Raw genomic sequence first — 22,993 nt, forward strand, 5'->3', positions numbered from 1 at the left:
GCGCCCGCGCCCCCGATGCGGGGACGCGGGACGCGGCGCGCCGTGCTACTTCTTCCTGCGTTTCGCGCCCGCGGCCGCGACCGGCTCGGGCGAGTCGGACGGCTCGTCCTTGGCGTCCTTGGCCGACCGGGTGCCGCCGCCACCGCCGCCGGTGCTGGCGAGCCGCTTGGCGATCGCCTGGTACTTCGGCTCCCGCTCCTTCAGCGTCACCAGCAGCGGCGTGGCCACGCACAGCGAGGAGTAGGTGCCGACGATCATGCCGACGAACAGCGCCAGCGACAGGTCCTTCAGGGTGCCCGCGCCGAGCACCGTGGTGCCGATGAACAGGATCGCGGCCACCGGCAGGATCGCGACCAGCGAGGTGTTCAGCGACCTGATCAGCGTGTGGTTCAGGGCGTTGTTGGCCGCCTGCGTGTAGGTCATCTTGGAGGTCGTGCCGAGCTTGGCGGTGACCTCCTTGATCATGTCGAACACGACGACGGCGTCGTAGAGCGAGTATCCGAGGATGGTCAGGAAGCCCAGCAGCGTCGCCGGGGTGACCTCGAAGCCCGACCAGGCGTAGATGCCGGCCGTGATCACCAGGTCGTGGACGAGCGCGACGACCGCGGCCAGCGCCATCTTCCACTCGAACGCCATCGTCAGGTACAGGATGATCGCGAGCATGAACACGGCGAGGCCGATCCACGCCTGTTGCGACACCTGGCCGCCCCACGAGGCGCCGATGACCTGGACGTCGACCTGGTTCTGCGGCAGCTTGAAGTCCTCGGCCACCGACTTCTGCACACTGGTGACCGAGGCGGCGGGCAGGCTGTCGGTGGTGACCCGCCAGCGGTCGCCGGCCGTCTGCACGATGGCCTGGTGCGCCCCGCCGTCCAGCACGGTCTCGCGGACCTGCTCGATGGTGGCCTGCGGCGCCCTGAAGGAGAAGACCGAGCCGCCCCGGAACTCCACGCCCAGGTTGAGGCCGTTGAACAGCAGGCCGGCCAGGGAGAACAGGAGGAGGAACGCGGACAGGCCGTACCACAGCTTCCTGCGGCCGACGAAGTCGACGTTGATCTCGCCCCGGTAGAGGCGGCTGGCCAGTGACATGCCGGACGACATCACGCCTCCCGCGGGGTGGTCGTGGCCGGGGACTGGCTCATGCGCTCGGCGTCAAGGCCGGAGAGCTTGTGCCCCTTGGCGAAGAACTTCGTCTTGGCGAGCAGCGCCACGAACGGCTTGGTGAACATGAACACCACCACGATGTCGATGAGGGTGGTCAGACCCATCGCGAAGGCGAATCCCGCCACACCGCCGACCGCGAGGAAGTAGAGCACCACGGCGGCGATGAACATCACCGCGTCCGCGATGAGGATGGTACGCCGGGCGCGCACCCAGGCGACCTCCACGGCGGCGCGCAGCGAGCGCCTGCCCTCCTTCATCTCGTCTCGTATTCGTTCGAAGTAGACGATGAAGGAGTCGGCGGTGATGCCGATCGAGACCACCAGGCCGATGATGTGCGGCAGCGACAGGCGGAAGTTCGCGTTGTGGCCGAGCAGCACCACCGACTGGTAGGTCAGGATGGTCGCGACGGCGAGGCTCAGCACCGAGACGACGCCGAGCCCGCGGTAGTAGAGCATCGAGTAGACGACCACCAGGGCCAGGCCGATCGCGCCGGAGATGAGACCGCCCTCAAGCTGGTCCGCGCCGAGCGTGGAGGAGACCTCGTCGATGGAGCCCGGCACGAACTTCAGCGGCAGCGCGCCGTACTTGAGCTGGTTGGCCAGGTCGGTGGCGGTCTCCTGGTTGAACGAGCCGGAGATCTGCGCCCGGCCCCCGGTGATCGGCTCCTGGATGACCGGGGCGGAGATGACCAGCCCGTCCAGCACCACGGCGACCTGGTTGCGCGGCGCCGGGGAGTTGAAGGCGGTGGTGGTGATCTGCGACCACTTGTTGGTCCCCGCGCCCTTGAAGTTGAGCTGCACCAGCCACTCGCCGGTCGTCGAGTCGACGCCGGAGTCCGCGCCGCCGATCTCGGTGCCGACGACGGTCGCCTTGTCCAGGATGTAGCGCGCCGCGCCGTCCTGGCTGCACGCCACGATCTGCTTGGCCGGGTCGTCCTGCGCGCCCTGGCCGCGGTTCGCCGCGCCGCACTTGATGTCGCGGAACTGCTGGAGCAGCGCGGGCTCGATGCCGCTGGTGTCCTGCCCGGCGAGCGGGTCGTCGCTCTGCTCCTGCGCGGGCGCGCTCGGCGCCGGCGTGGGCTCGGGCGTGGCGTCGCGGCCCTTGCGGCCCGACGGCTCGGGCGAGGCGTCACGGCCGGACCCGGCCGACGGCTCCGTGGCGGGCGCCTGGCTGGGCGCGGCCTCGGGACCGGTCAGCGCCGAGGCCACGGCGCGCCCCGCCGGGCTGCCCGACGGCGCGGGAGCGTTGCTCGCCTGCGGCGTGGCCGCCCCGCTCGGCGCGGGCTCGGAGCCGGCGCCGCTGGGCTGGGCGCCGGGCGTCGGCGCCGTGGTGGGCATCTGGGCCGGGGGCGCCGTGGCGGCCGCGACGGCTAGCACCTGACGGAAACGCATCTCCGCCGTGGTGCCGACCAGCTTGACGACCTCCTCCTGGCCCACACCGGGGACGGAGATGACGATGTTGTCCCCGGCTCTGGCGACTTCCGCGTCGGAGATGCCGTTGCCGTTCACCCGGTCCCGGATGATGTTGACGGCGAGGTCGAGGCTCTCGTCCGAGGGGGCCTGCCCGGTCGTCGTCTGCGGCGTCAGCGTGACGGTAGTCCCGCCGGCGAGGTCGAGGCCGAAGAGCGGGGTGAACGCCTTCTGCAGGAACATCGTCCCGCCCATGGCGATGATGAGCGCCAAGAGCAGCAGGAGCGTTCTCCCTGGTCTGCTCGGAGTACTGGTCGGTCGGGCCACTGGTCGTCGATTCTTTCGGGTTAAGGGGTCGTATGTAGCCTAGTCAGGACTTCTTGGTACTGGAGTCCTTGTCTTCGCCGTCGGCGGTCTCGACCGGCCGGACCACCGTGTCATCCTCCCCACCCTTGACATCGATGTCGCCGTCGCCGACCAGGGTGGCGTCCTGCGGGTCCAGCACCTTGCCGATGGCCGCCTTGACCCAGCGGGTCTGCACGCCCGGCGCCACCTCCAGGACGACATCGTCGCCGTCGACGGCGACGACCTCAGCGAACAGGCCGGTGGTCGTCATGACGCGCGTTCCCGGGGCCAGGGAGTTCTGCATGCGCTGCTGCTCCTGCTGCCGCTTGCGCTGCGGCCGGATCAGCAGGAAGTAGAACACCACGACAATCAGGATCAGCGGCAGGAACGAGGTAAGCGCGTCGTTGCCCACGATGGGCCACCTTCCATGAGGGAATGTCACCGGCGTGACGCCGGATGATCTATGTCGTCACAGCCGCGCCGTCAGCACGTCAGCCTACACAGCCAGCCAAGGCACGGAGTGTAGGCGAGTGTCATGAAGCCCGGCAACGAACCCACGATGTGCCACGCGGGAAAGTTCCCGCTTTGAGATGCTTGACACCAATCTGTGATCAAGAGTCTTCGAACAGTGCGGGAAACACCGCGGCGCCGAACGCGTCGGGCGGCGGGTTGAGCCCGAGGTGCGCCCACGCCGCGGCGGTCGCCACCCGCCCCCGCGGAGTGCGGGCAAGTAAACCCTGCCTTACGAGGAAGGGCTCGGCGACCACCTCGACGGTCTCCGGCTCCTCCCCCACGGCCACCGCCAGTGTCGAGAGACCCACCGGTCCCCCGCCGAACTTGCGCAGCAACGCGTCGAGCACCGCCCGGTCGAGCCGGTCGAGCCCCTCGGCGTCCACCTCGTAGAGGTTGAGCGCGGCGGAGGCGGTCTCCCTGGAGACCACGCCGCCCGCGCGCACCTCGGCGAAGTCGCGCACCCGGCGCAGCAGCCGGTTGGCGATGCGCGGCGTCCCCCTGGACCGCCGGGCGATCTCGCCGGCGGCGTCGTCCGGCAGGGTGACGCCCAGCAGGCTCGCCGAGCGGTCGAGCACCAGCTCCAGCTCCGCGGGCTCGTAGAAGTCCATGTGCGCGACGAAGCCGAACCGGTCGCGCAGCGGCGCGGGCAGCAGCCCGGCCCTGGTGGTGGCCCCGACCAGGGTGAACGGCGAGATCTCCAGCGGGATCGCGGTCGCGCCCGGTCCCTTGCCCACCACGATGTCCACCCGGAAGTCCTCCATGGCGAGGTAGAGCATCTCCTCTGCCGGTCTGGCCATCCGGTGGATCTCGTCGATGAACAGCACCTCTCCCTCGGCCAGCGTGGAGAGGATCGCGGCGAGGTCGCCGGCCCGCTCCAGCGCCGGGCCCGAGGTCAGGCGCAGCGGGGCGCCCAGCTCGGCCGCGATGATCATGGCGAGGGTGGTCTTGCCGAGCCCGGGGGCGCCGCTCATCAGCACGTGGTCCGGCGGCGTGCCGCGGCGCAGCGCGCTCTCCAGCACCAGCGAGAGCTGCTCGCGGACCCGCGCCTGGCCGATGAACTCGCTCAGCCGTTTGGGCCGCAGGGCCGCCTCGATCATCCGCTCGTCGCCGTCGGCGTCCGGCGACGCCAGGTCGCGTTCCAGGCTCACGATCTCCCACCTCGACTCACGGCGCCCGCCTAACGAACGCTCAGCGCGCGCAGCGCGGCCTTCAACAGCGCGGCGACCTGGGGCGGCCGGCCGGCGGCGAGCTCGGCGTCGGCCTCGGCGGCCACCACGTCGATCGCGTCGTCGGCGTCCTTCACGGAGTAGCCGAGCCCGACGAGGCCGGTGTGCACCTGCTCGCGCCAGGCGGGCGCGGCGCCGTGACCGTTGGGACCCGGGTCGGCGGCGCCCGGCGCGACCAGCTTGTCCTTGAGCTCCAGGATGATGCGCTGGGCGACCTTGGGGCCGATGCCGGGGACCTTGGTGAGCGCCTTGACGTCACCGCCGGCCACGGCGAGCCTCAGCCGGTCCGGGGCGTGCACGGCGAGCATCGCCAGCGCCAGCCTGGGGCCCACGCCGGCCACCTTCTGCACCGCCTCGAACAGGTCGCGCTCGTCGCCTGCGGCGAAGCCGTACAGGGTGAGCGACTCCTCGCGGACCACCAGGGAGGTGGCCAGCCGGGCGGTCTCGCCGGTGCGCAGCGTGGCCAGGGTCCCGGGCGTGCAGTGCACCAGCATGCCGACGCCGCCGACCTCGACCACGGCCGTGCCCGGCCCCACGCCGGCGACCCGCCCGGCGACCGATGCGATCATGTGCCGCCCCTCCTCGTCATGCCCGGCCCACCGGCGGCGCCGTGGACGGCGCCCTTGGCCCTGGCGACCGCCTGGGCGAGCCGGTCCTGGGTGCCGCCGCGCCACACGTGGCAGATGGCGAGGGCCAGGGCGTCGGCGGCGTCGGCGGGCCTGGGCATCTCCTGCAGCCGCAGCAGCCGGGTGACCATGGTGCCGACCTGCTGCTTGTCCGCGGTGCCGCTGCCGGTGATGGCGGCCTTGACCTCGCTCGGGGTGTGCAGCGCCACCGGCAGGCCGCGCCGGGAGGCGCACAGGATCGCCACCGCGGCGGCCTGCGCCGTGCCCATCACGGTGCGCACGTTGTGCTGGGCGAAGACCCGCTCCACGGCCACGGCGTCCGGCCTGACCTCGTCGAGCCATCGCTCGAGGCCCGCCTCGATGGCGACCAGCCGGGCGCCGATGTCGTCTTCGGCGGGCGTGCGCACCACCCCGACCGACACCAGCGTCAGCGGCGCGCCCGGCCGGCCGACGACGGCTCCCACGCCGCACCGGGTCAGCCCCGGATCGACCCCCAGCACCCGCCGCTCGGGCAACCGCACCGGCACGCCTCCCCAGCCCCGAACACTCGCCGAACACCTGTTCGGGCCGACTTTACCGTGATCCCGCGGCCCCCGCACCCGCGAACACGCCCTTCGTACCGGGTGAACCTACCGGCTGGACGGCCGGTGCGAACGCGGGAGTGTCACTCGCCCCTCCAAGACCGGATCCGCCGGAAAAGCCGCCCGTGCCCGGTCTGCCGGTCAGAAGCTGTTCAGCATGTACGGCGTCGCCCGGAAGGCCGCCTCCAGCGACGCGTCCCCGGTCTCGTCCCCGCCGGAGACCAGGCCGGCCCGGCGCAGCGTGCCGAGCGGCACCCCCGCGTACAGCGCGGAGAGCCCGTTGACGGTGAGCCGGTGGCCCGCGCCGGACTCCACCCGCTCGGCGGTGGCCGCGCCGTCGGCGAGCCGCAGCCGCCAGCGGCCCGAGTTGGCGGGCAGGACCGGGTCCGCCACTTCGAGGACGGTGTCCAGGGCGATGCCGGGCGGGAAACCGCGGCCGCTCAGCGCGGCGGCGACGTCGATGACCCGGAGCATCCAGCGGCCCTGCTGTACTTCCAGGTCGGACAGCTCGCGCAGCAGCCAGAACACGGGGTCGTCGGGGGCGACGGCGGCCCGCACCTCGGCGCTGACCGACGAGGAGGTGCCCACCATCGACCAGAGCGCGCGGGCGGTCGCCTCCGAGCCGGCCACCAGGTTGTCCACCGTGATCCGGCCGCCGTCCCAGCGGTAGACGGCGTAGCCGTCGTCGGCGCCGTAGAGGAAGGCGTCCTGGTCGGCCAGCACGTGCCGCAGGAACTGCTCGTCGGCCGCGTACGGGCCGGAGGAGCGGGCCGCGGCGTACACCCGGCCGAGGACGGCGATCACCTCGGGCGCGTCGTCCGGGCCGAGCCTGCGCAGCTTGACCTGGTCGGGGACCGAAATCGTGCGCAGCCTCTCCGCCGACAGGGTCACGACCTGCTGCACGCCGGCGTGCTCCCAGCCCATGGCCCGGTAGATCGGGGTGGTGGCGGGGAACAGCGCCGACACCGGGTGGCCGAGGTCGGCGCAGCGCTCGACCAGGCTCCGCATCAGGAGGCGGCCGACGCCGCGCCCGCGGTCCTCGGGCGCCACGGTGACGGAGGCGATGCCGCCCATCCGCACCGGGCGGCCGTGCCACCACTGGGTGAAGTCGCGGATACGACCGGCGGCGGCCATCCTGCCGCCGTCGAAGACGCCGAGGTAGCGGCCCTGCGGCAGCGACGGGATGACGCGCTCGCGCCACTCGCCCTTGCCCAGGCCGTACGGTATGCCGAAGGCGCGCCTGCGGTTGTCCAGCGCCGCGTCCAAATCGTCGACCGTGAGATCCCGAATTTCCACGAGGCCCTAAGCTAACGCCCTCCGGCCCGCTCCCGCGAGCCGGTTCGGCAACGCGACCCGCTCAGTCGAGCTTGGCGAGAACGTCGTCGGAGACGTCGAAGTTGGCCCAGACGTTCTGCACGTCATCGCTGTCCTCCAGGGCTTCGAGCAGCCGGAAGACCTTCTTCGCGCCGTCCTCGTCGAGCGGGACGCTCATCGAGGGCAGGAAGGACGCCTCGGCCGACTCGTAGTCGATGCCGGCGTCCTGCAGGGCCTTGCGCACCGGGATGAGGTCACCGGCCTCGGCCACCACCTCGAAGGACTCGCCGAGGTCGTTGACCTCCTCGGCGCCCGCGTCGAGCACGGCGGTCAGCACGTCGTCCTCGGACAGCCCGCCCGTCTTGGGCACGATCACGACGCCCTTGCGGTTGAACATGTAGGCCACCGAGCCGGGGTCGGCCATCGAGCCGCCGTTGCGGGTCATGGCCACGCGCACCTCGGAGGCCGCCCGGTTGCGGTTGTCGGTGAGACACTCGACCAGCACCGCGACGCCGCCGGGCGCGTAGCCCTCGTACATGATCGTCTGCCAGTCGGCGCCGCCGGCTTCGAGGCCGCCGCCGCGCTTGCGGGCGCGCTCGATGTTGTCCAGCGGCACGGAGTTCTTCCGGGCCTTCTGGATGGCGTCGAAGAGCGTCGGGTTGCCGTCGGCGTCGGGGCCCCCGGTGCGCGCCGCCACCTCGATGTTCTTGATGAGCTTGGCGAACAGCTTGCCGCGCTTGGCGTCGAGCGCGGCCTTCTTGTGCTTCGTCGTCGCCCATTTGGAGTGGCCGGACATTGCCTAGAGCTCCTCACCGTCTTTGCGAACCATCTCGACAAAATACGCGTGCACGCGATCATCGCCGGTCAGCTCCGGATGGAAGGACGTCGCGAGCAGCGGCCCCTGACGGACCGCGACGATCCTACCGCCGGGTTCCGCCGTGGCCAGCACTTCGACGTCGTCGCCGACGGACTCGACCCAGGGGGCGCGGATGAACACGGCGTGGAAGGACCCCCGCCCGGCGAAGTCGACGTCGGACTCGAAGGAGTCGATCTGGCGGCCGAAGGCGTTGCGGCGCACGACCATGTCGATGCCGCCGAACGTCTGCTGCCCGGTGACGCCGTCCTCGATCCGGTCGGCGAGCATGATCATGCCGGCGCACGACCCGTAGGCCGGCATGCCCTCCTTGATCCGCAGGCGCAGCGGCTCCAGCAGCTCGAAGGCGTCGGCCAGCTTCCACATCGTGGTCGACTCGCCGCCCGGCACGACCAGGGCGTCGACCTCGGCCAGCTCGTCCGGCCGCCGCACCGTGAGCGCCCGCGCGCCCACCGCGGTCAGCGATCGCAGATGCTCGCGCACGTCTCCCTGAAGGGCGAGCACGCCGATGGTGGGCACACTGGTCACGGAACATCCTCGATCTCGGTTGCGCTGATCCGCGGCGTCACGTCACCGCGAACGTCAATCTTCCCAGATTACGCCGTCGGCGGCACATCGGGACGAGTCCACGGGCCGCTCAGGGGGTCTCGCCCATCCTGGCGAGCGCCGGCAGGGCCGCCGCGATGGCCTCGCGTTCCGCCGGCGTGAGCGCGTCGAGCTGCCGGGCGAGGTAGGCGTGCCGGGCTCGCCGCACCTCCTCCAGGCGGGTGCGGCCCTCCGCGGTCAGCTCGACGGTGCGGACCCTCGCGTCGGCCGGGTCGGTGCCCCTGGCCACCAGACCGGGATCCTCCAGCCGGTTGATCTGCACGGTCATCGTGGGGAGCTGGACCGCGTGCTCCTCGGCCAGGTCGGTCATCCTGCGCGGCCCGCCCTCCAGGGAGCGCAGCACGGCGTACTGCTGGCTGGTGATGGGATAGCCGGCGACCGCGCGGCGGAGCAGCATGACCAGGCGGCGCAGCACGAAGGACAGGTCGGCGGCGAGGGCCGTCGGATCGTTCGGCGTCATGGTCAGCAGGATGGCCCGGCCCGGCCCGTATTCCCAGCTGACCTGCCGGGGAACGCCGGACGGCGGCCCGCGTACCGCGGACCGCCGCCGGCGGGTGGGCCCTACGGGCGCTTCGTCTCCAGGTCCACGGTCTCCTGGATCTGGTCGCGGCCGGCGGTGCGGGCCGTCACCGAGGGGTCGACCGGGCGCAGGTAGGTCTGCTGCACGCCGGGCACCCGGTCCTCGATCACGAAGGTGGCCTTGACGTGGACCGGGGAGCCGGGCGCGGTCACGGCGGGCACCACCTTGAAGTCGGCCGTGATGGCCTCCTTGTCGATCCTGGTCAGCACGTAGCCGCGCTGGTTGTTGTAGAACTTCAGGTGCGGGTTGATCGTGAGGTAGGGGTGGGTGGCCGGGTCGGAGTCGGCGCCGTTCCCGCCGGTGCTGATCGAGGTGGCGACCAGCTCCGAGCCCACGGTGGCCGAGGTCGGGTCGTCGTAGTCCAGCTTCAGGTCGCTGGCCCAGTGGGCGTGCACGTCGCCGGTCAGAACGACGGCGTTGCGCACCCCGGCGTCCACCCAGCCGCGGGTGATGCGCTCGCGGGAGGCGACGTAGCCGTCCCAGGCGTCCTGGCTGGTGATCTTGGCGGGGCCGGCGTTGTTGTCGCGCTGGGCGAAGAAGACCTGCTGGCCGAGCACGTCCCAGCGGGCGCGGGAGCGGTGGAAGCCCTCGATCAGCCACGCCTCCTGCTCGGCGCCGGTGATCGAGCGGGCCGGGTCCACCGCCTCGGGGCAGGAGCTGTACCCGTCGCCGCAGCCCTGGTCGTCGCGGTACTGCCGGGTGTCGAGCATGTGGAAGTTGGCGAGCTGCCCCCACCGGATGCGCCGGTAGAGCTGCATGTCGATGCCGCGCGGGACGGAGGTGCGGCGCAGCGGCATGTTCTCGTAGTAGGCGCGGAACGCCGCCGCGCGCCTGGCCAGGAAGTTCGGCTGCGGGACGTCGGGCCGCTCGGGCACCTCGTCGGCCCAGTTGTTGTCCAGCTCGTGGTCGTCCCACACGACCGACCAGCAGGCCGCCGCGTGCGCCGCCTGGAGGTCGGGGTCGGCCTTGTACTGCGCGTGCCGCTGGCGGTAGTTCGCCAGCGTCTCGGTCTCGGGGCCCTCGTGGTGGCGGATGTTGCCGCCGGGGATGGTGTAGGTGTCGCGGGTGTACTCGTACTGGTAGTCGCCGAGGTGCAGCACGAGATCGGGCCGGTCCTCCGCCAGGCGGCGGTAGGAGGTGAAGTAGCCGTGCTCGTACTGCGCGCAGGAGACGAACGCCATCGTCAGGCCCGAGCCGTACGACAGCGGGTGCGGGGCGGTGCGGGCGCGGCCGACCGGCGACTGGTGGGAGCCGGTCCTGAACCGGTACCAGTACTCCCGGTCCGACAGCAGGTCGTCCAGTTCGACGTGCACGCTGTGGCCCCACTCCGGGCGGGCCTGCGCGGTGCCCCTGCGCACGTTCCTGCGGAAACGCTCGTCGGTGGACACCTCCCACTGCACGGTCACCGGGCGGTCGGGCATCCCGCCGAGGCCGTCCTCCGCGAGTGGCTGCACGGCGAGACGGGTCCAGATCACGAAGCCGTCGTGGCTCGGGTCGCCCGAGGCCACGCCGAGGGTGAAGGGGTCGCCGCGGAGCGGGCCCAGGGAGGGGACGGGGTCGGCGTGGGCGACCGCGGGCATTCCCGCGGTGGCGCCCACGGCGATGCCCGTGACGAGGAACGACCGTCTGGTCAACGCGGACATGGGGACCTCCAAGACGATCAAGCGTCGGGACGTCCCGCAGCCTGACGGAGGCCGATGTCCGCCAAGTGGTGTCGGAGTGGCCAGAATCCTAACTTGACAAAACTTTTCCAACCGGGAAAAGACCGGCCGGTGAACGGCGGCTCGCCGTGCCGGGGAGCCGCCGTACGGGCGGGGCTACCAGCCGCGCTCGGCCAGCCGGTGCGGCACCGGGATGTCGTCGACGTTGATGCCGACCATCGCCTCGCCGAGGCCGCGCGAGACCTTGGCGATCACGTCGGGGTCGTCGAAGAAGGTGGTGGCCTTGACGATCGCGGCGGCCCGCTTGGCGGGGTCGCCGGACTTGAAGATGCCCGAGCCGACGAAGACGCCCTCGGCGCCGAGCTGCATCATCATGGCGGCGTCGGCGGGGGTGGCGATGCCGCCCGCGGTGAACAGCACGACCGGCAGCTTGCCCAGCTTGGCCACCTCGGCGACCAGCTCGAACGGCGCCTGGAGCTCCTTGGCCGCGACGTAGAGCTCGTCCTCGGGCAGGGAGGTGAGCCGCTTGATCTCGCCGCGGATCTTGCGCATGTGGGTGGTGGCGTTGGACACGTCGCCGGTGCCGGCCTCGCCCTTGGAGCGGATCATGGCCGCGCCCTCGGTGATCCGGCGCAGGGCCTCGCCGAGGTTGGTGGCGCCGCACACGAAGGGCACGGTGAACTGCCACTTGTCGATGTGGTTGGCGAAGTCGGCCGGGGTGAGCACCTCGGACTCGTCGACGTAGTCCACGCCGAGCGCCTGGAGGACCTGGGCCTCGACGAAGTGCCCGATCCGGGCCTTGGCCATGACCGGGATCGAGACGGCCGCGATGATGCCCTCGATCATGTCCGGGTCGCTCATGCGGGAGACGCCGCCCTGGGCGCGGATATCGGCCGGCACCCGCTCCAGAGCCATCACGGCGACCGCTCCGGCGTCCTCGGCGATCTTGGCCTGCTCAGGGGTGACGACGTCCATGATGACGCCGCCCTTGAGCATCTCGGCCATGCCGCGCTTCACCCGGGCGGTTCCGGTGACGGCGCTGTCGGTGACTTCAGTGCTGCTGCTGGACACGGGTCTTAACCTCACGAGGGGCGGGGGCCGGATGATTTACTCCCATCGTAGGCGCAAATCGACCTATCCCCAGACATCCCAAGTGTCGTGGTTCTTCACACTTTATGGACAGCCTGTACGGCGGGCAGGGCTCACGGCTGGACCGGCTTGGGCGCCGCCAGCACCACCCACACCTGGCCCTTCGCGAAGGGCATCGGCTCGCCCGACGCGGTGGTGAAGGTGGTGCCCTCCTCCTCGGACTCCCTGGACCACTTCGCGTTGTACGCCTTGCCGTCGCGCAGCACGACCGCCCGGCCGGTGCCGGTCGTCTGGATCAGCGGGGTGTAGCTGTCGTTGACGTCGTGGAACTCCGAGCGCGTGGTCTTGGCGTACTGCACCACGACGGTGGGCGCGCCCTGCTGGCCGCCCTCGGCCGCCATGTCCTTCTTGCCGTCCTGCGCGACCAGCCAGCGCTCCTGGGACTGCGACCAGGTGAAGGTGAAACGGGCCGCCGGGTAGCGCACCGTGAAGCTCTTCTTGGGGGTGCCGCCCTCGGGCGCGTCGCCGAAGACGAAGCCGATGTCCTTGGCCTTGCTCGCCTTGGGCGCCTCCGACAGCAGCTTGCGCGGGCTCGCGACCAGGTTGTACGGCGCCACCCGGCCGGGCTCGCGCTGGTAGGCGCCCGGCGCGGCGCTGTCGGAGACGTCGAACAGCGACGCCTTCTGCACGTAGGGGATCATCTTGGTCTGCACGCCGGAGTAGGCCAGCGCCGGCTTGCCGAACATCGGCAGGATGTGCAGGTCGGAGATGCGGGCCGAGCGCACCGGCCCCACCTTGGCGGGCAGCTTCGAGGAGAAGATCGCCATCAGCCGGGTGAGGCCGCCCTCGACCTGCTCGATGTAGACGATGTCCGCGCTCTTGAGCCCCATCTGCGGCTTGCCCGCCGCGGTGTTCTCGATCTTCACGGCCAGCACGGGCTTGCGCCCGCCGATCGGCTGCCCGGTGAAGGGATGCTCGGGCGGCGGCGGCGTGCTCTCGGCGGCGGAGACGGTCGGCGCCGCCTCCGGGTTGCGGCCGGGGGCCGCCTCATCCTGCGACGAGCACGCGACGACGGGGGCCAGGACGGCCGCTCCGGCCATCGTGACGGCGATCACCCGGGTAGCGCGCACCACTCAACTCCTCTGATATGCCATGAAGTGTGCAGAAGCTTACCCATGCCGGGAAAGGGCAGGTTTAAAGTTTCGGCAACGAAGAGTCACTACCCAGTGCGACAGGGTGATCACCGTCCGGGTTGCCGGCTATTCGGCCGCCATCGCCCGCGGCGGGTCGTCGTCGATCTCGAAGAAACCGGGATACTCGGTGTATCCGGCCAGCCGCAGCGTGCGGGCGAGGAAACGCCGCTGCGCCGTCCGGGTCACCCCGGCCGCGTTGTTGTAGAACCGGCGGGAGTAGACCACCTTGGCCACCGCCTCCTCCAGCTCGGCGAACAGCTCGGCGCCGCCGGGCCGCTCGGCCAGCTTCTCCCTGAAGCGCTCCTGGTCCACGGCCGCGCGCAGGGTGCGCGACAGGTCGCTCTCGGCGTGCTCGCGCTCCTCGACGCCCGCCGTGCGCGCCTCGTGCGCCGCCGAGGCGAGGACCAGGGAGGTCGCCGGGTCCAGGATCCGGGAGGCGGCCAGCTCCAGGCAGATCGCGGCCCGCCGTACCAGGGCGCCGTCCAGGGCCTCGCGGGCCAGCTCCAGCCGGATGTGCAGCCGGTCCAGGCGGCCCGCGCGCCAGGAGATGTAGACCGCGGTGAGCACCAGCACGACGCCCACCACCAGCACGATCACGATAGTGGTCATGGGGCGCTCGCCCGGTCCTCGACCACGCCCGCGCCCGGCGAGGTGACGGTCTCGTAGACGCGCACCACGTCACGGGCGACGGTCGACCAGTCGTACTTGCGCACGGCCCTGCGCGCCTCCTCCGACAGCACGGTCCTCCGATCCGGGTCCTCCAGCAGCCGCCCCGCCTCCTCCGCCAGCGCCCGCGCGTCGCCGTTCGGGAACAGCGCGCCCGCCTGCCCCTCCCCCAGCACCTTGCGGAAGGCGGGGATGTCGCTGGCCAGCACCGGCGCCCCGGCGGCCATGGCCTCGGCGAGGACGATGCCGAAGCTCTCGCCGCCGGTGTTGGGCGCGCAGAACACGTCGACCGAGTGGTAGGCGCGGGCCTTGTCCTCCTCCGACACCATGCCGAGCAGGGTGATCCGCCGGTGCAGCGCGGCGGGCACCCGGTCGTAGACGTCGCCGGCGTCGCCGGGGCCCGCGATCAGCAGTTTCAGGCCGGGACGCCGCTCGGCGAGCAGGACGAAGGCGTCGAGCAGGATCGGCAGGCCCTTGCGCGGCTCGTCCATCCTGCCGAGGAAGCCCAGCGTGTCGCCGTCGGGACCCCAGCCGGGCAGCGGCTCGGCCTCGGCGTAGCGGCTCACCGTCACCCCGTTGGGGATCAGCACCGTGTCGCCGCCGAACTGCTCGACCAGGCTCTTGCGCGCCGCGTCGGACACGGCGATCCTGCCGCTGATCTTCTCCAGCGCGCTGCGCAGCATGGGCTCGGCGACCGCGATCGCCCGCGAGCGGGTCCAGGACGCGTGGAAGGTCGCCACGATCGGCCCCTTCGCCGCCCAGCAGGCCAGCACGCCCAGGCTGGGGACCAGCGGCTCGTGGATGTGCAGCACGTCGAAACCCCCGTCGCGCACCCACCGCCGCACCCGCGCGGCCGAGATGAACCCGAAGGACATCCGCGCCACCGAGCCGTTGTAGGGCACCGGCACGGCCCGGCCCGCCGGGGTCACGTAGGGCGGCAGGTCGGCGTCGTCGGAGGCGGGCGCGATCACCGACACCTGGTGGCCGTCGGCGATCAGCGCCTCGGCCAGGTCGCGGATGTGCGCCATCACGCCGCCCGGCATGTCCCACGAGTAGGGGCAGACCAGCCCGACCCTCACCGCTCGCCTCCTGCGGGCTCCAGGTCGTCCAGCCAGAGCCGCTGCAGCATGTGCCAGTGCTCGGGATGCTCGGCGATGCCCTTCTCGAAGACCGACACCAGCGCCTGCGCCACCGCCCGCACCTTCTCCTGGCGGGTGCCCTCGACCGGGACCTCGATCCGCTGGTGGATCTGGAACGCCCAGTCGTCGTCCTGGAACCACAGGATCACCGGCAGCAGCACGGCACCGGTCTGCACCGCGAGCAGCGGCGGCCCGGCCGGCACCCGGGTCTTCGCGCCGAAGAACTCGACCTCGATGCCCTTGGCGGTGAGATCCCGCTCGGCGGGCAGGCAGACCACTCCCCCGCCGCGCACCTTCTGGGCCAGCTTGCCGAAGTTGTGCCCGTCGCCGCCGGTCAGCGGCAGCACCTCCATGCCCAGCCCCTCGCGGAAGGCGACGTAACGCCGGTACAGCGACTCGGGCCGCAGCCGCTCGGCCACCGTGGTGAACGGGTGCCCCTTGGCGACCAGCCACGCGCCCGCCTGGTCCCAGTTGCCCATGTGCGGCAGCGCGAGCACCACGCCGCGCCCCTCGGCCGCCGCCTCGAAGATGTGCTCCTCGCCGATGACGTGGCTGCGCGCGACGATCTCGTCCCTGGACATCGCGGGAAGCTCGAACACCTCCTGGAAGTACCGCAGGTAGGTGCGCATGCCGGCCCGGCTCAGCTCGCGCAGCTCGGCGCTGTCCGGGTGCAGGCCGGTGACCCTGGCCAGGTTGGCCTCCAGCCGGCGCACCGGGGCGCCGCGCCGGCGCCACAGCCGGTCGGCGAAGGCGCGGAACGCGAATGCGGTCGGCCGCCGGGGCAGCCGGGGGATCAGCGCCCAGCCGGCGCCGAAGCCGGCGGAGACGACGCGGTCCTGCAGGGACGGCTTATCGGTCATCACTCTCCCGATCGGCGGAGGGTCTGGGCCCGGCCGCCCCTCCGAGGCGCTGGGTCGCCTGGCCGTGCACGTGCGCGATCCGCTGCACGACCGTGACCGCGCTGGCCCCCGCGAGCAGCCAGAGCGCGATGGCCAGCACGTACGGCACGCCGAGCCCGTCCAGCCAGGCCGGCACGAGGACCGCCACCAGCCGCTCGGGACGCTCGACCAGGCCCACGTCGCAACTGAGCCCGAGCCCCTCTGCCCGCGCCTTGGCGTAGGACACCAGCGCCCCCGCCACGAGGCAGAACAGCGCCACGCCGGCCAGGACGAGCTGGTCGCTCAGCACGAACCAGAACGTCAGGCCGGCGAAGATCGCGGCGTCGCCGATCCGGTCGAGGGTGGAGTCGAGGAACGCGCCCCACGTGCTGCCGCCTCCACCGCCCAGCCTGGCGAGCACCCCGTCGAGCAGGTCGGCGAGGACGAAGACGGTGATGACCAGGGTGCCCCAGAACAGCTGCCCGCGCGGGTAGAAGTACAACGCGGCGGCGGCGGTACCGAGAGTGCCGACGGCGGTCACCATGTCGGGGCTGATTCCCCGGCGCGCCAGAGCCCTGCCCAGCGGGGTCAGGGCACGTGTGACGGCGGGGCGGAGGAGTTTGAGCATCGCGGTCCGATCGTAGGACACCTGGGAAAGGGGCGGCACCCAACGCACAGGAGCCGAGCACTTTACCCTTTTCCTCTTGTGAGATTCGCCACATGGGTATTTGGTGAACACACCGCGTCTTGACGGTGACTCGTGGTCTTACCCGGCGGCGCGCGTCGGGATGCGGTGGCGGACGCACAGGCGGCCGTTCCCACCGTTGCTGCGGGTCACGGTCGCACGAGACGACGCGGGAGGCGATGTGGCGGACAGGACAACCGGAGCCGCGGGAGCCGCGGGCAGGGCACCGGCGGCCGACCGGCCCGACATGGTGCGCAACGTGGTGCTGGTCGGCCATTCGGGAGCGGGCAAGACCACGCTCGCCGAGGCACTTCTGGCGGCGACGGGCACCATCCAGCGCCCCGGCAGGGTCGAGGACGGCACCACCGTGAACGACTTCGACGAGGTCGAGGTACGCCAGCAGAGATCGGTGAACCTCTCACTCTCGCCGATGACGCACAACGGCATCAAGATCAACCTCCTGGACACCCCCGGCTACGCCGACTTCATGGGCGACCTGCGGGCCGGGCTGCGCGCCGCCGACGCCGCGCTCTTCGTGGTCTCGGCGGCCGAGGGCGTCGACGGGCTGAGCCGGATGCTCTGGGAGGAGTGCGCGGCGGTCGGCATGCCGCGCGCCGTGGTCATCACCAAGATCGACCATCAGCGGGCCGACTTCGACGAGGTGCTCACCTCCTGCCAGGACGCCTTCGGCGACGGCGTCGCCCCGCTCTACCTGCCGCACGACGGCGGCCTGATCGGGCTTCTCAGCAGGCGCTTCTACGACTACTCGGGAGGGACCAGGACCGAGAAGGAGCCGCCCGAGTCGACGCGGGAGAACATGGAGGGGTACCGCGGGATGCTCATCGAGGGCATCATCCAGGAGTCCGAGGACGAGTCCCTGATGGACCGCTACCTCGCCGGCGAGGAGATCGGCACCAAGGTCCTCATCGACGACCTGGAGAAGGCCATGGCCAGGGGCGGTTTCCATCCCGTCCTCGCCACCGGTACCGGCGTCGGCGCCGCGGAGCTGCTGGAGATCATGACGCAGGGCTTCCCCGCGCCGCCGGAGCACCCCCTCCCGGAGATCGCCACCATCGACGGCAAGCCGGTCGCCGGCCTGTCCTGCGACCCCGACGGCCCGCTGGTCGCCCAGATCCTCAAGACCACCAGCGACCCGTACGTCGGCCGGATCAGCCTGGTCCGGGTCTTCTCCGGCACGCTGCGCCCCGACATGACGGTGCACGTCTCCGGGCACGGCCTGGCCGAGCGCGGGCACGAGGACCACGACCTCGACGAGCGCATCGGGGCGCTGTCCTCGCCGCTCGGCAAGACGCAGCGGACCAGTACCAGGTGCGTCGCGGGCGACATCTGCGCGGTGGCCAAGCTGGGCCGGGCGGAGACCGGAGACACGCTGTCGGAGCGGGAGAACCCGCTGGTCGTGACCCCGTGGGCGATGCCCGAGCCGCTCCTGCCGGTGGCGATCCAGGCGAGGTCCAAGGCCGACGAGGACAAGCTGGGGCAGGCGCTGGGGCGGCTGGTCGCGGAGGATCCGACGCTGCGGCTGGAGAACAACCCGGAGACCCGCCAGCTCGTGCTGTGGTGCATGGGCGAGGCGCATGTGGACGTGCTGCTGGACCGGCTCGCCAGACGGCACGGCGTCGAGGTCGAGAAGATCAGCCTGCGCGTCCCGCTGCGCGAGACGTTCGGCGGGCGCTGCCAGGCGATGGGCCGCAACGTCAAGCAGACCGGCGGCCACGGGCAGTACGCGATCTGCCACCTGGAGGTCGAGCCGCTGCCCTCGGGGAGCGGGTTCCAGTTCGTGGACCGGATCGTCGGCGGCGTCGTGCCGCGGCAGTTCATCCCGTCGGTGGAGAAGGGCGTGCGCAGCCAGATGGAGCGGGGCGTGCTGGCCGGGTACCCGATGGTGGACGTCAAGGTCACGCTCTACGACGGCAAGGCGCACTCGGTGGACTCCTCCGACATGGCCTTCCAGATCGCGGGCGCGCTGGCCCTGAAGGAGGCGGCGGGCAAGGTGCCGACGCTGCTGCTGGAACCGGTCGACGAGGTGTCGGTGCTGGTGGCCGACGACTACGTCGGCTCGGTGATGTCCGACCTGTCCTCGCGCCGCGGCCGCGTCCTCGGCACCGAGCCGGTCGGCACCGGCCGCACGCTGGTGCGCGCCGAGGTCCCCGAGCTGGAGATCACCCGGTACGCCATCGACCTGCGGTCGATGTCGCACGGCACCGGCACCTTCCACCGTTCCTTCCTGCGGTACGAGCCGCTGCCGCCGCAGGTGGCGGACCGGCTGGCGACGCCGGGCTGACCGGCCTCGGATGACCGGCGCGGTTCCCCGGGGCGGTGGGCGGCGGCCCCTCTCCGCCCCGGGAGCCGCGCCTCATTTCCTACCCCCACCACATAAACCCAGAAATATCCCTTTAAATCCCCAATATCGCTTAAATCGCAATTGCCCGGACGATACCTTCGCGCCACAAAGGAACGTCACAGTAGCCCCATTTCATCACACGGACCTCACAAATCGATTTCGTTCTTCCGGCCTGAGCACCTCGCCCGCGGTGTCAGACTGGAGAACCATGCGAACCGGACACCCTGAGAAGCGACCGGCGAGAATGGCCCTCCTGGCAGCGGCCGCCGTCGCCGTCGCCACCACAGCGGCCGCTTACAGCTTCGGGCCCGGCGCGAGAGCCGACGACGGGCACAAGCCCGCCAAGCAGGCAGGGGCCGCCGCGACCCCCGCGACCTCCGTCCCGGGAGCCGTCACCTCCGCGGCCGGCTGCCCCGTCGACCCGCGGTACCCCAAGCGCCAGCTCCGCGGAGTGTGGATCGCCACCGTCACCAACCTCGACTGGCCCTCGCGGTCCGGCCTGTCCCCGGCCCGGCAGCGCGCCGAGTACGTGCGGATCCTCGACGGCGCGGTCGAGCGCCGGCTCAACGCGGTCTTCGTCCAGGTCCGCCCCGCGTCCGACACCTTCTACAAGTCCGCGCACGAGCCCTGGTCGCGGTTCCTCACCGGTACGGCGGGCAAGCACCCCGGCTGGGACCCGCTGCCCTTCCTCATCGCCGAGGCGCACAAGCGCGGCCTCGAGTTCCACGCCTGGTTCAACCCCTACCGCGCGTCCTACGAGGCGTCCGCGGCCGACATGCCCGCGGGCAGCCCCGCCAGGCGGCACCCGGACTGGCTGGTCAAGTACGACGGCCGCCTCTACTACAACCCGGGCCTGCCCGCGGTCCGCGAGCACGTCGTCAAGGTGGTCACCGACGTGGTGAACCGCTACGACGTGGACGGCGTGCACTTCGACGACTACTTCTACCCCTACCCGGTGCCGGGCGCCCGGTTCGACGACGCCGCGGCCTTCGCCAGGTACGGCGGCGGTGAGGATCTCGCCGACTGGCGCCGGGGCAACGTCAACAAGCTGGTCGCCGACGTCGACGAGGCCGTGCACGCGGCCAAGCCGTACGTGAAGTTCGGCATCAGCCCGTTCGGCATCTGGCGCAACACCGCCAACGACCCCGACGGGTCCAGGACCAGCGGCATGTCCGCCTACGACGAGATCTACGCCGACCCCCTCGCCTGGATCAAGGCGGGCACGGTCGACTACATCACGCCGCAGCTCTACTGGCCGCGCGGGTTCCGGGCGGCCGACTACTCCGTGCTGGCGCCCTGGTGGGCCCGGCAGGTCAAGGGCACCGACGTGCACCTGTACATCGGCCAGGCGCTCTACCAGGTCGGCAGCACGTCCTCGGCGGCCTGGACCAGGCCCGGCGAGCTGCCCGCCCACCTGGTGCTCAACCGCAGGTACAAGCAGATCGGCGGCGACGTCTACTTCAGCGCCAAGCAGCTCCTCGCCAACCCGCTCGGCGCCATGGACCGGATCGCCAGGGAGAGCTACTCCAGGCCCGCCCTGCTGCCGCTGATGAAGGAGCGCGGCGGCGGGGCTCCGGCCGTCCCCGCCGGGCTGAAGGCGTCCGGCGCCACCCTGACCTGGCAGCCCTCGCACGGCGCCCGCTCCTACGCGGTCTACCGGGTGGACGGCAGGCCGGGCGAGTGCTCCACCGCCGACGCGCGGAACCTGCTGGCCGTCGTCCCCGGCGCCCACACCTTCCGGGCGCGGGAGTCCGGCACCTATCTCGTCACCGCGCTCGACCGGCTCGGCAACGAGAGCGACGCGTCGCTGGTCGCCGTCAAGGTTCCGTGAATTCCGGTTATTAGGTCGATCTTCACCTACGTTCCGCCGGAACCTGTGGACGGCGGCCGTCCGGCTCCCCTAGCGTGCGTGCGAGCGCGTCGGAACGACAGGGGAGGTCTTCGGTGAGGCGGACGCTGGCCGCGTTGGCGTTGCTCGTGAGCGGGCTGCTCAGCGTTCCCGGCCTGGCCGGAACGGCGTCGGCCGCGCCCGCGCCGGACGCGCCGGTCGCGCTCATCGGCGTCCCCGGGCTGCAGTGGAGCGACCTGGGCGCCGAGGCCACCCCGAACCTGTGGCGGCTGGCCGGGCAGAGCGCGCTCGGCTCCCTGTCCGTCCGCACGGTGGGCCGGGTGACCTGCCCCTACGACGGCTGGCTGACGGTCTCGACGGGGGTGCGCGCCACCGTCGGCTACTACTGCGGTGAGCCGCCCACCCCCGAGCCCCGCGGCGCGGGCGCGGCCATCGCCTCCTACGGCTACCTGCACGACGTCGCCGGCGAGCAGCACGCGGGCTCGCTCGGCTCGGCGCTGCGCGCCGCGGGACGGTGCTCGGTCGCGGTCGGGCCGGGCGCCGCGCTCGCCCTCGCCGACCGCACCGGCGCCGTGGACGTCTACCTGCCCTCCGCCGCGCAGGCCGACGCCGCCACGCTGAGCCGCTGCCCGGTGGTCGCCGCCGACGTCGACGACCTGATCCGGCCCTACCTCGCCGGCGGGACGATCCCCCGGGTGCCCGAGACGCTCGGCGCGGCGCGGCGCGCGGCGGCGGTCCGCGCGGCCGACGCCAAGGTGGGCGCGCTCCTCGCCGCGCTCCCCCGGAACTCCACGGTGCTGCTGGCCGGGGTCGCCGACCACGGATCCGACCCGCATCTGCGCGTCGCCATGATGCGCGTCCCCGGCGGCGCGGGCCGGCTGCTCGGCGCGGCGTCCACCCACCGCGAGGACACCACGATCCTGCCGGACGTCACGGCGACGCTGCTGCGCGAGGCGGGCGTCGAGGCGCCCGCGAACGTGGTGGGCACGCCGTGGACGCCGAGCCGCGACCGGGCCGGGCAGGTGGCTGAGACCGCCGCCTCGCTGGCCCGCGCCGACACGGCCGGTCAGACGGTCAAGAGCCTGCTCTTCGGCTTCTTCACCGCGCTCGCCGTGCTCCAGGTGCTCTTCTACGCCGCCGTCTTCCTGCTGCTGCGCCGGGGCCGCGCGCCCGGCGGCATCCGTACGGCGGCGCTGGTCCTCGCCTCGCTGCCGGTCTCCACGCTGACGGTCAACCTGCTGCCCTGGGACCGCGCGGGCGACCCCGCCCTGGCGCATCTCGGCGGCGTCCTCGGCTGCGCGCTGGCCCTGGGGGCGATCGCCCGGTACGGCCCGTGGCACCGGCACCCGCTCGGCCCGCTCACCGTCGTCGCCGTGGTCACCGCCCTGGTGCTCGCCGCCGACCTGCTCACCGGCAGCCCGCTCCAGCTCGACAGCGTGGTCGGCTACACCACGGTGCAGGGCGGCCGGTACTACGGCCTGGGCAACATCCCGTTCGCGCTTTTCGCCAGTTCGGTGCTGCTGTCGGCCACGGTGCTCGCCCACTGGCTGATCGGCCGGGGGCGGCGCGGCCCGGCGGTGGTCGCGGTCGCCGCGCTCGGCGGGGTGGCCATGATCCTGGGCGGCTGGCCGGGGGTGGGCAGCGACTTCGGCGGCGTCATCGCGTTCATGCCGGGGATCGCCGTGGCCGCGCTGATGATCGCCGGCCGGCGGATCTCCCCGGTGAAGCTGGGCGCGTTCTGCGTGGCGGGCGGGGTCCTCGTGATGACCATCGCCTTCCTGGACAGCCTGCGCCCGCCGGCCTCGCAGACCCACCTGGGCCGCTTCGTGGGCCAGGTGGCCACCGGCGAGGCGCTGGACGTGATCCTGCGCAAGCTCTACGCCATGCTCAGCACCCTGCTCAGCCCCAACCTGATGCCGATCGTGATCGCCGCGGGCGCCTTCCTGGTCTTCACGCTGATGCGGCCGGAGACGGTGACCGCGGGCGCGCTGCCGGCGGCCTTCGAGCGGTCGCCCGCGTTGCACGCCGGGTTCGTCGGCACCCTGGTGAGCGGCGTGGTGGGGATGCTGGTCAACGACTCGGGGGCGGCGGTGCTGTCGATGGCGCTGGCCCTGGCCGTGCCGCTGGTCCTGACGGCGGGCATCGGGACGAGGGGCGTGCCGACCCGCGAGCCCGTCTCGCGGCCGCTCAGCCCCGCCACGACCTGACCCGCGGCCGGGGAGGGCCGGCCGGG

20 protein-coding genes are annotated in these 22,993 nt (G+C 72.0%); 3 read left to right on the forward strand and 17 right to left on the reverse strand.

All coding sequences use genetic code 11. The features are described 5' to 3' along the window. Window positions 1–45 precede the first annotated feature (45 nt). The 17 genes from secF to pgsA form a co-directional block, all read right to left on the reverse strand. Entirely contained in the window at window positions 46–1,101 is a 1,056-nt protein-coding gene (gene secF, locus QSK26_RS07375) for a protein translocase subunit SecF (protein ID WP_285774233.1), read from the reverse strand. After that, window positions 1,101–2,846, reverse strand: a complete 1,746-nt coding sequence (gene secD, locus QSK26_RS07380; RefSeq protein WP_285774234.1) for a protein translocase subunit SecD — start codon at window positions 2,844–2,846, stop codon at window positions 1,101–1,103. The genes secF and secD overlap by 1 nt, the downstream gene beginning before the upstream one ends. A 97-nt stretch (window positions 2,847–2,943) precedes the next feature. Continuing rightward, on the reverse strand, window positions 2,944–3,330 hold the full coding sequence (yajC, locus tag QSK26_RS07385; protein WP_285774235.1) for a preprotein translocase subunit YajC: 387 nt from the start codon (window positions 3,328–3,330) through the stop codon (window positions 2,944–2,946). A gap of 199 nt (window positions 3,331–3,529) precedes the next feature. Continuing rightward, a complete protein-coding gene (gene ruvB, locus QSK26_RS07390; protein ID WP_502888687.1) occupies window positions 3,530–4,528 on the reverse strand; it encodes a Holliday junction branch migration DNA helicase RuvB in 999 nt (332 codons plus the stop codon). 80 nt (window positions 4,529–4,608) lie between these two features. Continuing rightward, on the reverse strand, window positions 4,609–5,226 hold the full coding sequence (gene ruvA, locus QSK26_RS07395; RefSeq protein ID WP_285774236.1) for a Holliday junction branch migration protein RuvA: 618 nt from the start codon (window positions 5,224–5,226) through the stop codon (window positions 4,609–4,611). Then, the gene (gene ruvC / locus QSK26_RS07400) at window positions 5,223–5,804 is read right to left on the reverse strand and encodes a crossover junction endodeoxyribonuclease RuvC (RefSeq protein WP_285774655.1); all 582 of its coding nucleotides are present in this window, start codon (window positions 5,802–5,804) and stop codon (window positions 5,223–5,225) included. The genes ruvA and ruvC overlap by 4 nt, the downstream gene beginning before the upstream one ends. A gap of 201 nt (window positions 5,805–6,005) precedes the next feature. Further along, window positions 6,006–7,160, reverse strand: a complete 1,155-nt coding sequence (locus QSK26_RS07405) for a GNAT family N-acetyltransferase (RefSeq protein WP_285774237.1) — start codon at window positions 7,158–7,160, stop codon at window positions 6,006–6,008. A gap of 61 nt (window positions 7,161–7,221) precedes the next feature. Continuing rightward, complete coding sequence (locus QSK26_RS07410) at window positions 7,222–7,974, reverse strand: YebC/PmpR family DNA-binding transcriptional regulator (protein WP_285774238.1); 753 nt, start codon at window positions 7,972–7,974, stop codon at window positions 7,222–7,224. Window positions 7,975–7,977: 3 nt separating this feature from the next. Beyond that, complete coding sequence (pdxT, locus tag QSK26_RS07415) at window positions 7,978–8,580, reverse strand: pyridoxal 5'-phosphate synthase glutaminase subunit PdxT (RefSeq protein ID WP_285774239.1); 603 nt, start codon at window positions 8,578–8,580, stop codon at window positions 7,978–7,980. 109 nt (window positions 8,581–8,689) lie between these two features. Next, window positions 8,690–9,118 (reverse strand): MarR family winged helix-turn-helix transcriptional regulator, encoded by a 429-nt coding sequence (locus QSK26_RS07420; protein WP_285774240.1) that lies wholly within the window; start codon window positions 9,116–9,118, stop codon window positions 8,690–8,692. 101 nt (window positions 9,119–9,219) lie between these two features. After that, on the reverse strand, window positions 9,220–10,881 hold the full coding sequence (locus QSK26_RS07425; RefSeq protein WP_285774241.1) for an alkaline phosphatase D family protein: 1,662 nt from the start codon (window positions 10,879–10,881) through the stop codon (window positions 9,220–9,222). 174 nt (window positions 10,882–11,055) lie between these two features. Next, complete coding sequence (gene pdxS / locus QSK26_RS07430; protein ID WP_285774242.1) at window positions 11,056–11,970, reverse strand: pyridoxal 5'-phosphate synthase lyase subunit PdxS; 915 nt, start codon at window positions 11,968–11,970, stop codon at window positions 11,056–11,058. 131 nt (window positions 11,971–12,101) lie between these two features. Then, window positions 12,102–13,118 carry a DUF3048 domain-containing protein gene (locus tag QSK26_RS07435; RefSeq protein ID WP_285774243.1) on the reverse strand — a complete coding sequence of 339 codons (1,017 nt, stop codon included), beginning with the start codon at window positions 13,116–13,118 and terminating at the stop codon, window positions 12,102–12,104. A 129-nt stretch (window positions 13,119–13,247) separates the two neighbouring features. After that, window positions 13,248–13,790, reverse strand: a complete 543-nt coding sequence (locus QSK26_RS07440) for a hypothetical protein (protein WP_285774244.1) — start codon at window positions 13,788–13,790, stop codon at window positions 13,248–13,250. Next, window positions 13,787–14,926, reverse strand: coding sequence for a glycosyltransferase family 4 protein (locus tag QSK26_RS07445; protein WP_285774245.1), 1,140 nt, complete (start codon window positions 14,924–14,926; stop codon window positions 13,787–13,789). The genes QSK26_RS07440 and QSK26_RS07445 overlap by 4 nt, the downstream gene beginning before the upstream one ends. Then, the gene (locus tag QSK26_RS07450; protein WP_285774246.1) at window positions 14,923–15,846 is read right to left on the reverse strand and encodes a phosphatidylinositol mannoside acyltransferase; all 924 of its coding nucleotides are present in this window, start codon (window positions 15,844–15,846) and stop codon (window positions 14,923–14,925) included. The genes QSK26_RS07445 and QSK26_RS07450 overlap by 4 nt, the downstream gene beginning before the upstream one ends. After that, the gene (gene pgsA / locus QSK26_RS07455; protein WP_285774656.1) at window positions 15,836–16,492 is read right to left on the reverse strand and encodes a phosphatidylinositol phosphate synthase; all 657 of its coding nucleotides are present in this window, start codon (window positions 16,490–16,492) and stop codon (window positions 15,836–15,838) included. Before pgsA ends, QSK26_RS07450 begins: the two co-directional genes overlap by 11 nt. Window positions 16,493–16,730: 238 nt before the next feature. Here pgsA and QSK26_RS07460 point away from each other — a divergent pair, with 238 nt between their 5' ends. The 3 genes from QSK26_RS07460 (at window position 16,731) to QSK26_RS07470 (ending at window position 22,967) form a co-directional block, all read left to right on the forward strand. Continuing rightward, complete coding sequence (locus QSK26_RS07460; RefSeq protein WP_285774247.1) at window positions 16,731–18,851, forward strand: elongation factor G-like protein EF-G2; 2,121 nt, start codon at window positions 16,731–16,733, stop codon at window positions 18,849–18,851. A gap of 304 nt (window positions 18,852–19,155) precedes the next feature. Continuing rightward, on the forward strand, window positions 19,156–20,742 hold the full coding sequence (locus QSK26_RS07465; protein WP_285774248.1) for a glycoside hydrolase family 10-like protein: 1,587 nt from the start codon (window positions 19,156–19,158) through the stop codon (window positions 20,740–20,742). A 113-nt stretch (window positions 20,743–20,855) separates the two neighbouring features. Then, the gene (locus tag QSK26_RS07470) at window positions 20,856–22,967 is read left to right on the forward strand and encodes a hypothetical protein (protein WP_285774249.1); all 2,112 of its coding nucleotides are present in this window, start codon (window positions 20,856–20,858) and stop codon (window positions 22,965–22,967) included. The last annotated feature ends 26 nt before the right edge of the window (window positions 22,968–22,993 follow it).

The organism is Microtetraspora sp. NBRC 13810 (genome assembly GCF_030268685.1).
Classification (GTDB): Bacteria; Actinomycetota; Actinomycetes; order Streptosporangiales; family Streptosporangiaceae; genus BSRQ01.

Coding starts and splice junctions, on each gene's coding strand:
- secF (WP_285774233.1), bottom strand. CDS start 1,101: ATGTCGTCCGGCATGTCACTGGCCAGCCGCCTCTACCGGGGCGAGATC.
- QSK26_RS07465 (WP_285774248.1), top strand. CDS start 19,156: ATGGCCCTCCTGGCAGCGGCCGCCGTCGCCGTCGCCACCACAGCGGCC.
- ruvA (WP_285774236.1), bottom strand. CDS start 5,226: ATGATCGCATCGGTCGCCGGGCGGGTCGCCGGCGTGGGGCCGGGCACG.
- QSK26_RS07440 (WP_285774244.1), bottom strand. CDS start 13,790: ATGACCACTATCGTGATCGTGCTGGTGGTGGGCGTCGTGCTGGTGCTC.
- QSK26_RS07420 (WP_285774240.1), bottom strand. CDS start 9,118: ATGACGCCGAACGATCCGACGGCCCTCGCCGCCGACCTGTCCTTCGTG.
- pgsA (WP_285774656.1), bottom strand. CDS start 16,492: ATGCTCAAACTCCTCCGCCCCGCCGTCACACGTGCCCTGACCCCGCTG.
- ruvB (WP_502888687.1), bottom strand. CDS start 4,528: ATGATCGAGGCGGCCCTGCGGCCCAAACGGCTGAGCGAGTTCATCGGC.
- QSK26_RS07410 (WP_285774238.1), bottom strand. CDS start 7,974: ATGTCCGGCCACTCCAAATGGGCGACGACGAAGCACAAGAAGGCCGCG.
- QSK26_RS07425 (WP_285774241.1), bottom strand. CDS start 10,881: ATGTCCGCGTTGACCAGACGGTCGTTCCTCGTCACGGGCATCGCCGTG.
- QSK26_RS07450 (WP_285774246.1), bottom strand. CDS start 15,846: ATGACCGATAAGCCGTCCCTGCAGGACCGCGTCGTCTCCGCCGGCTTC.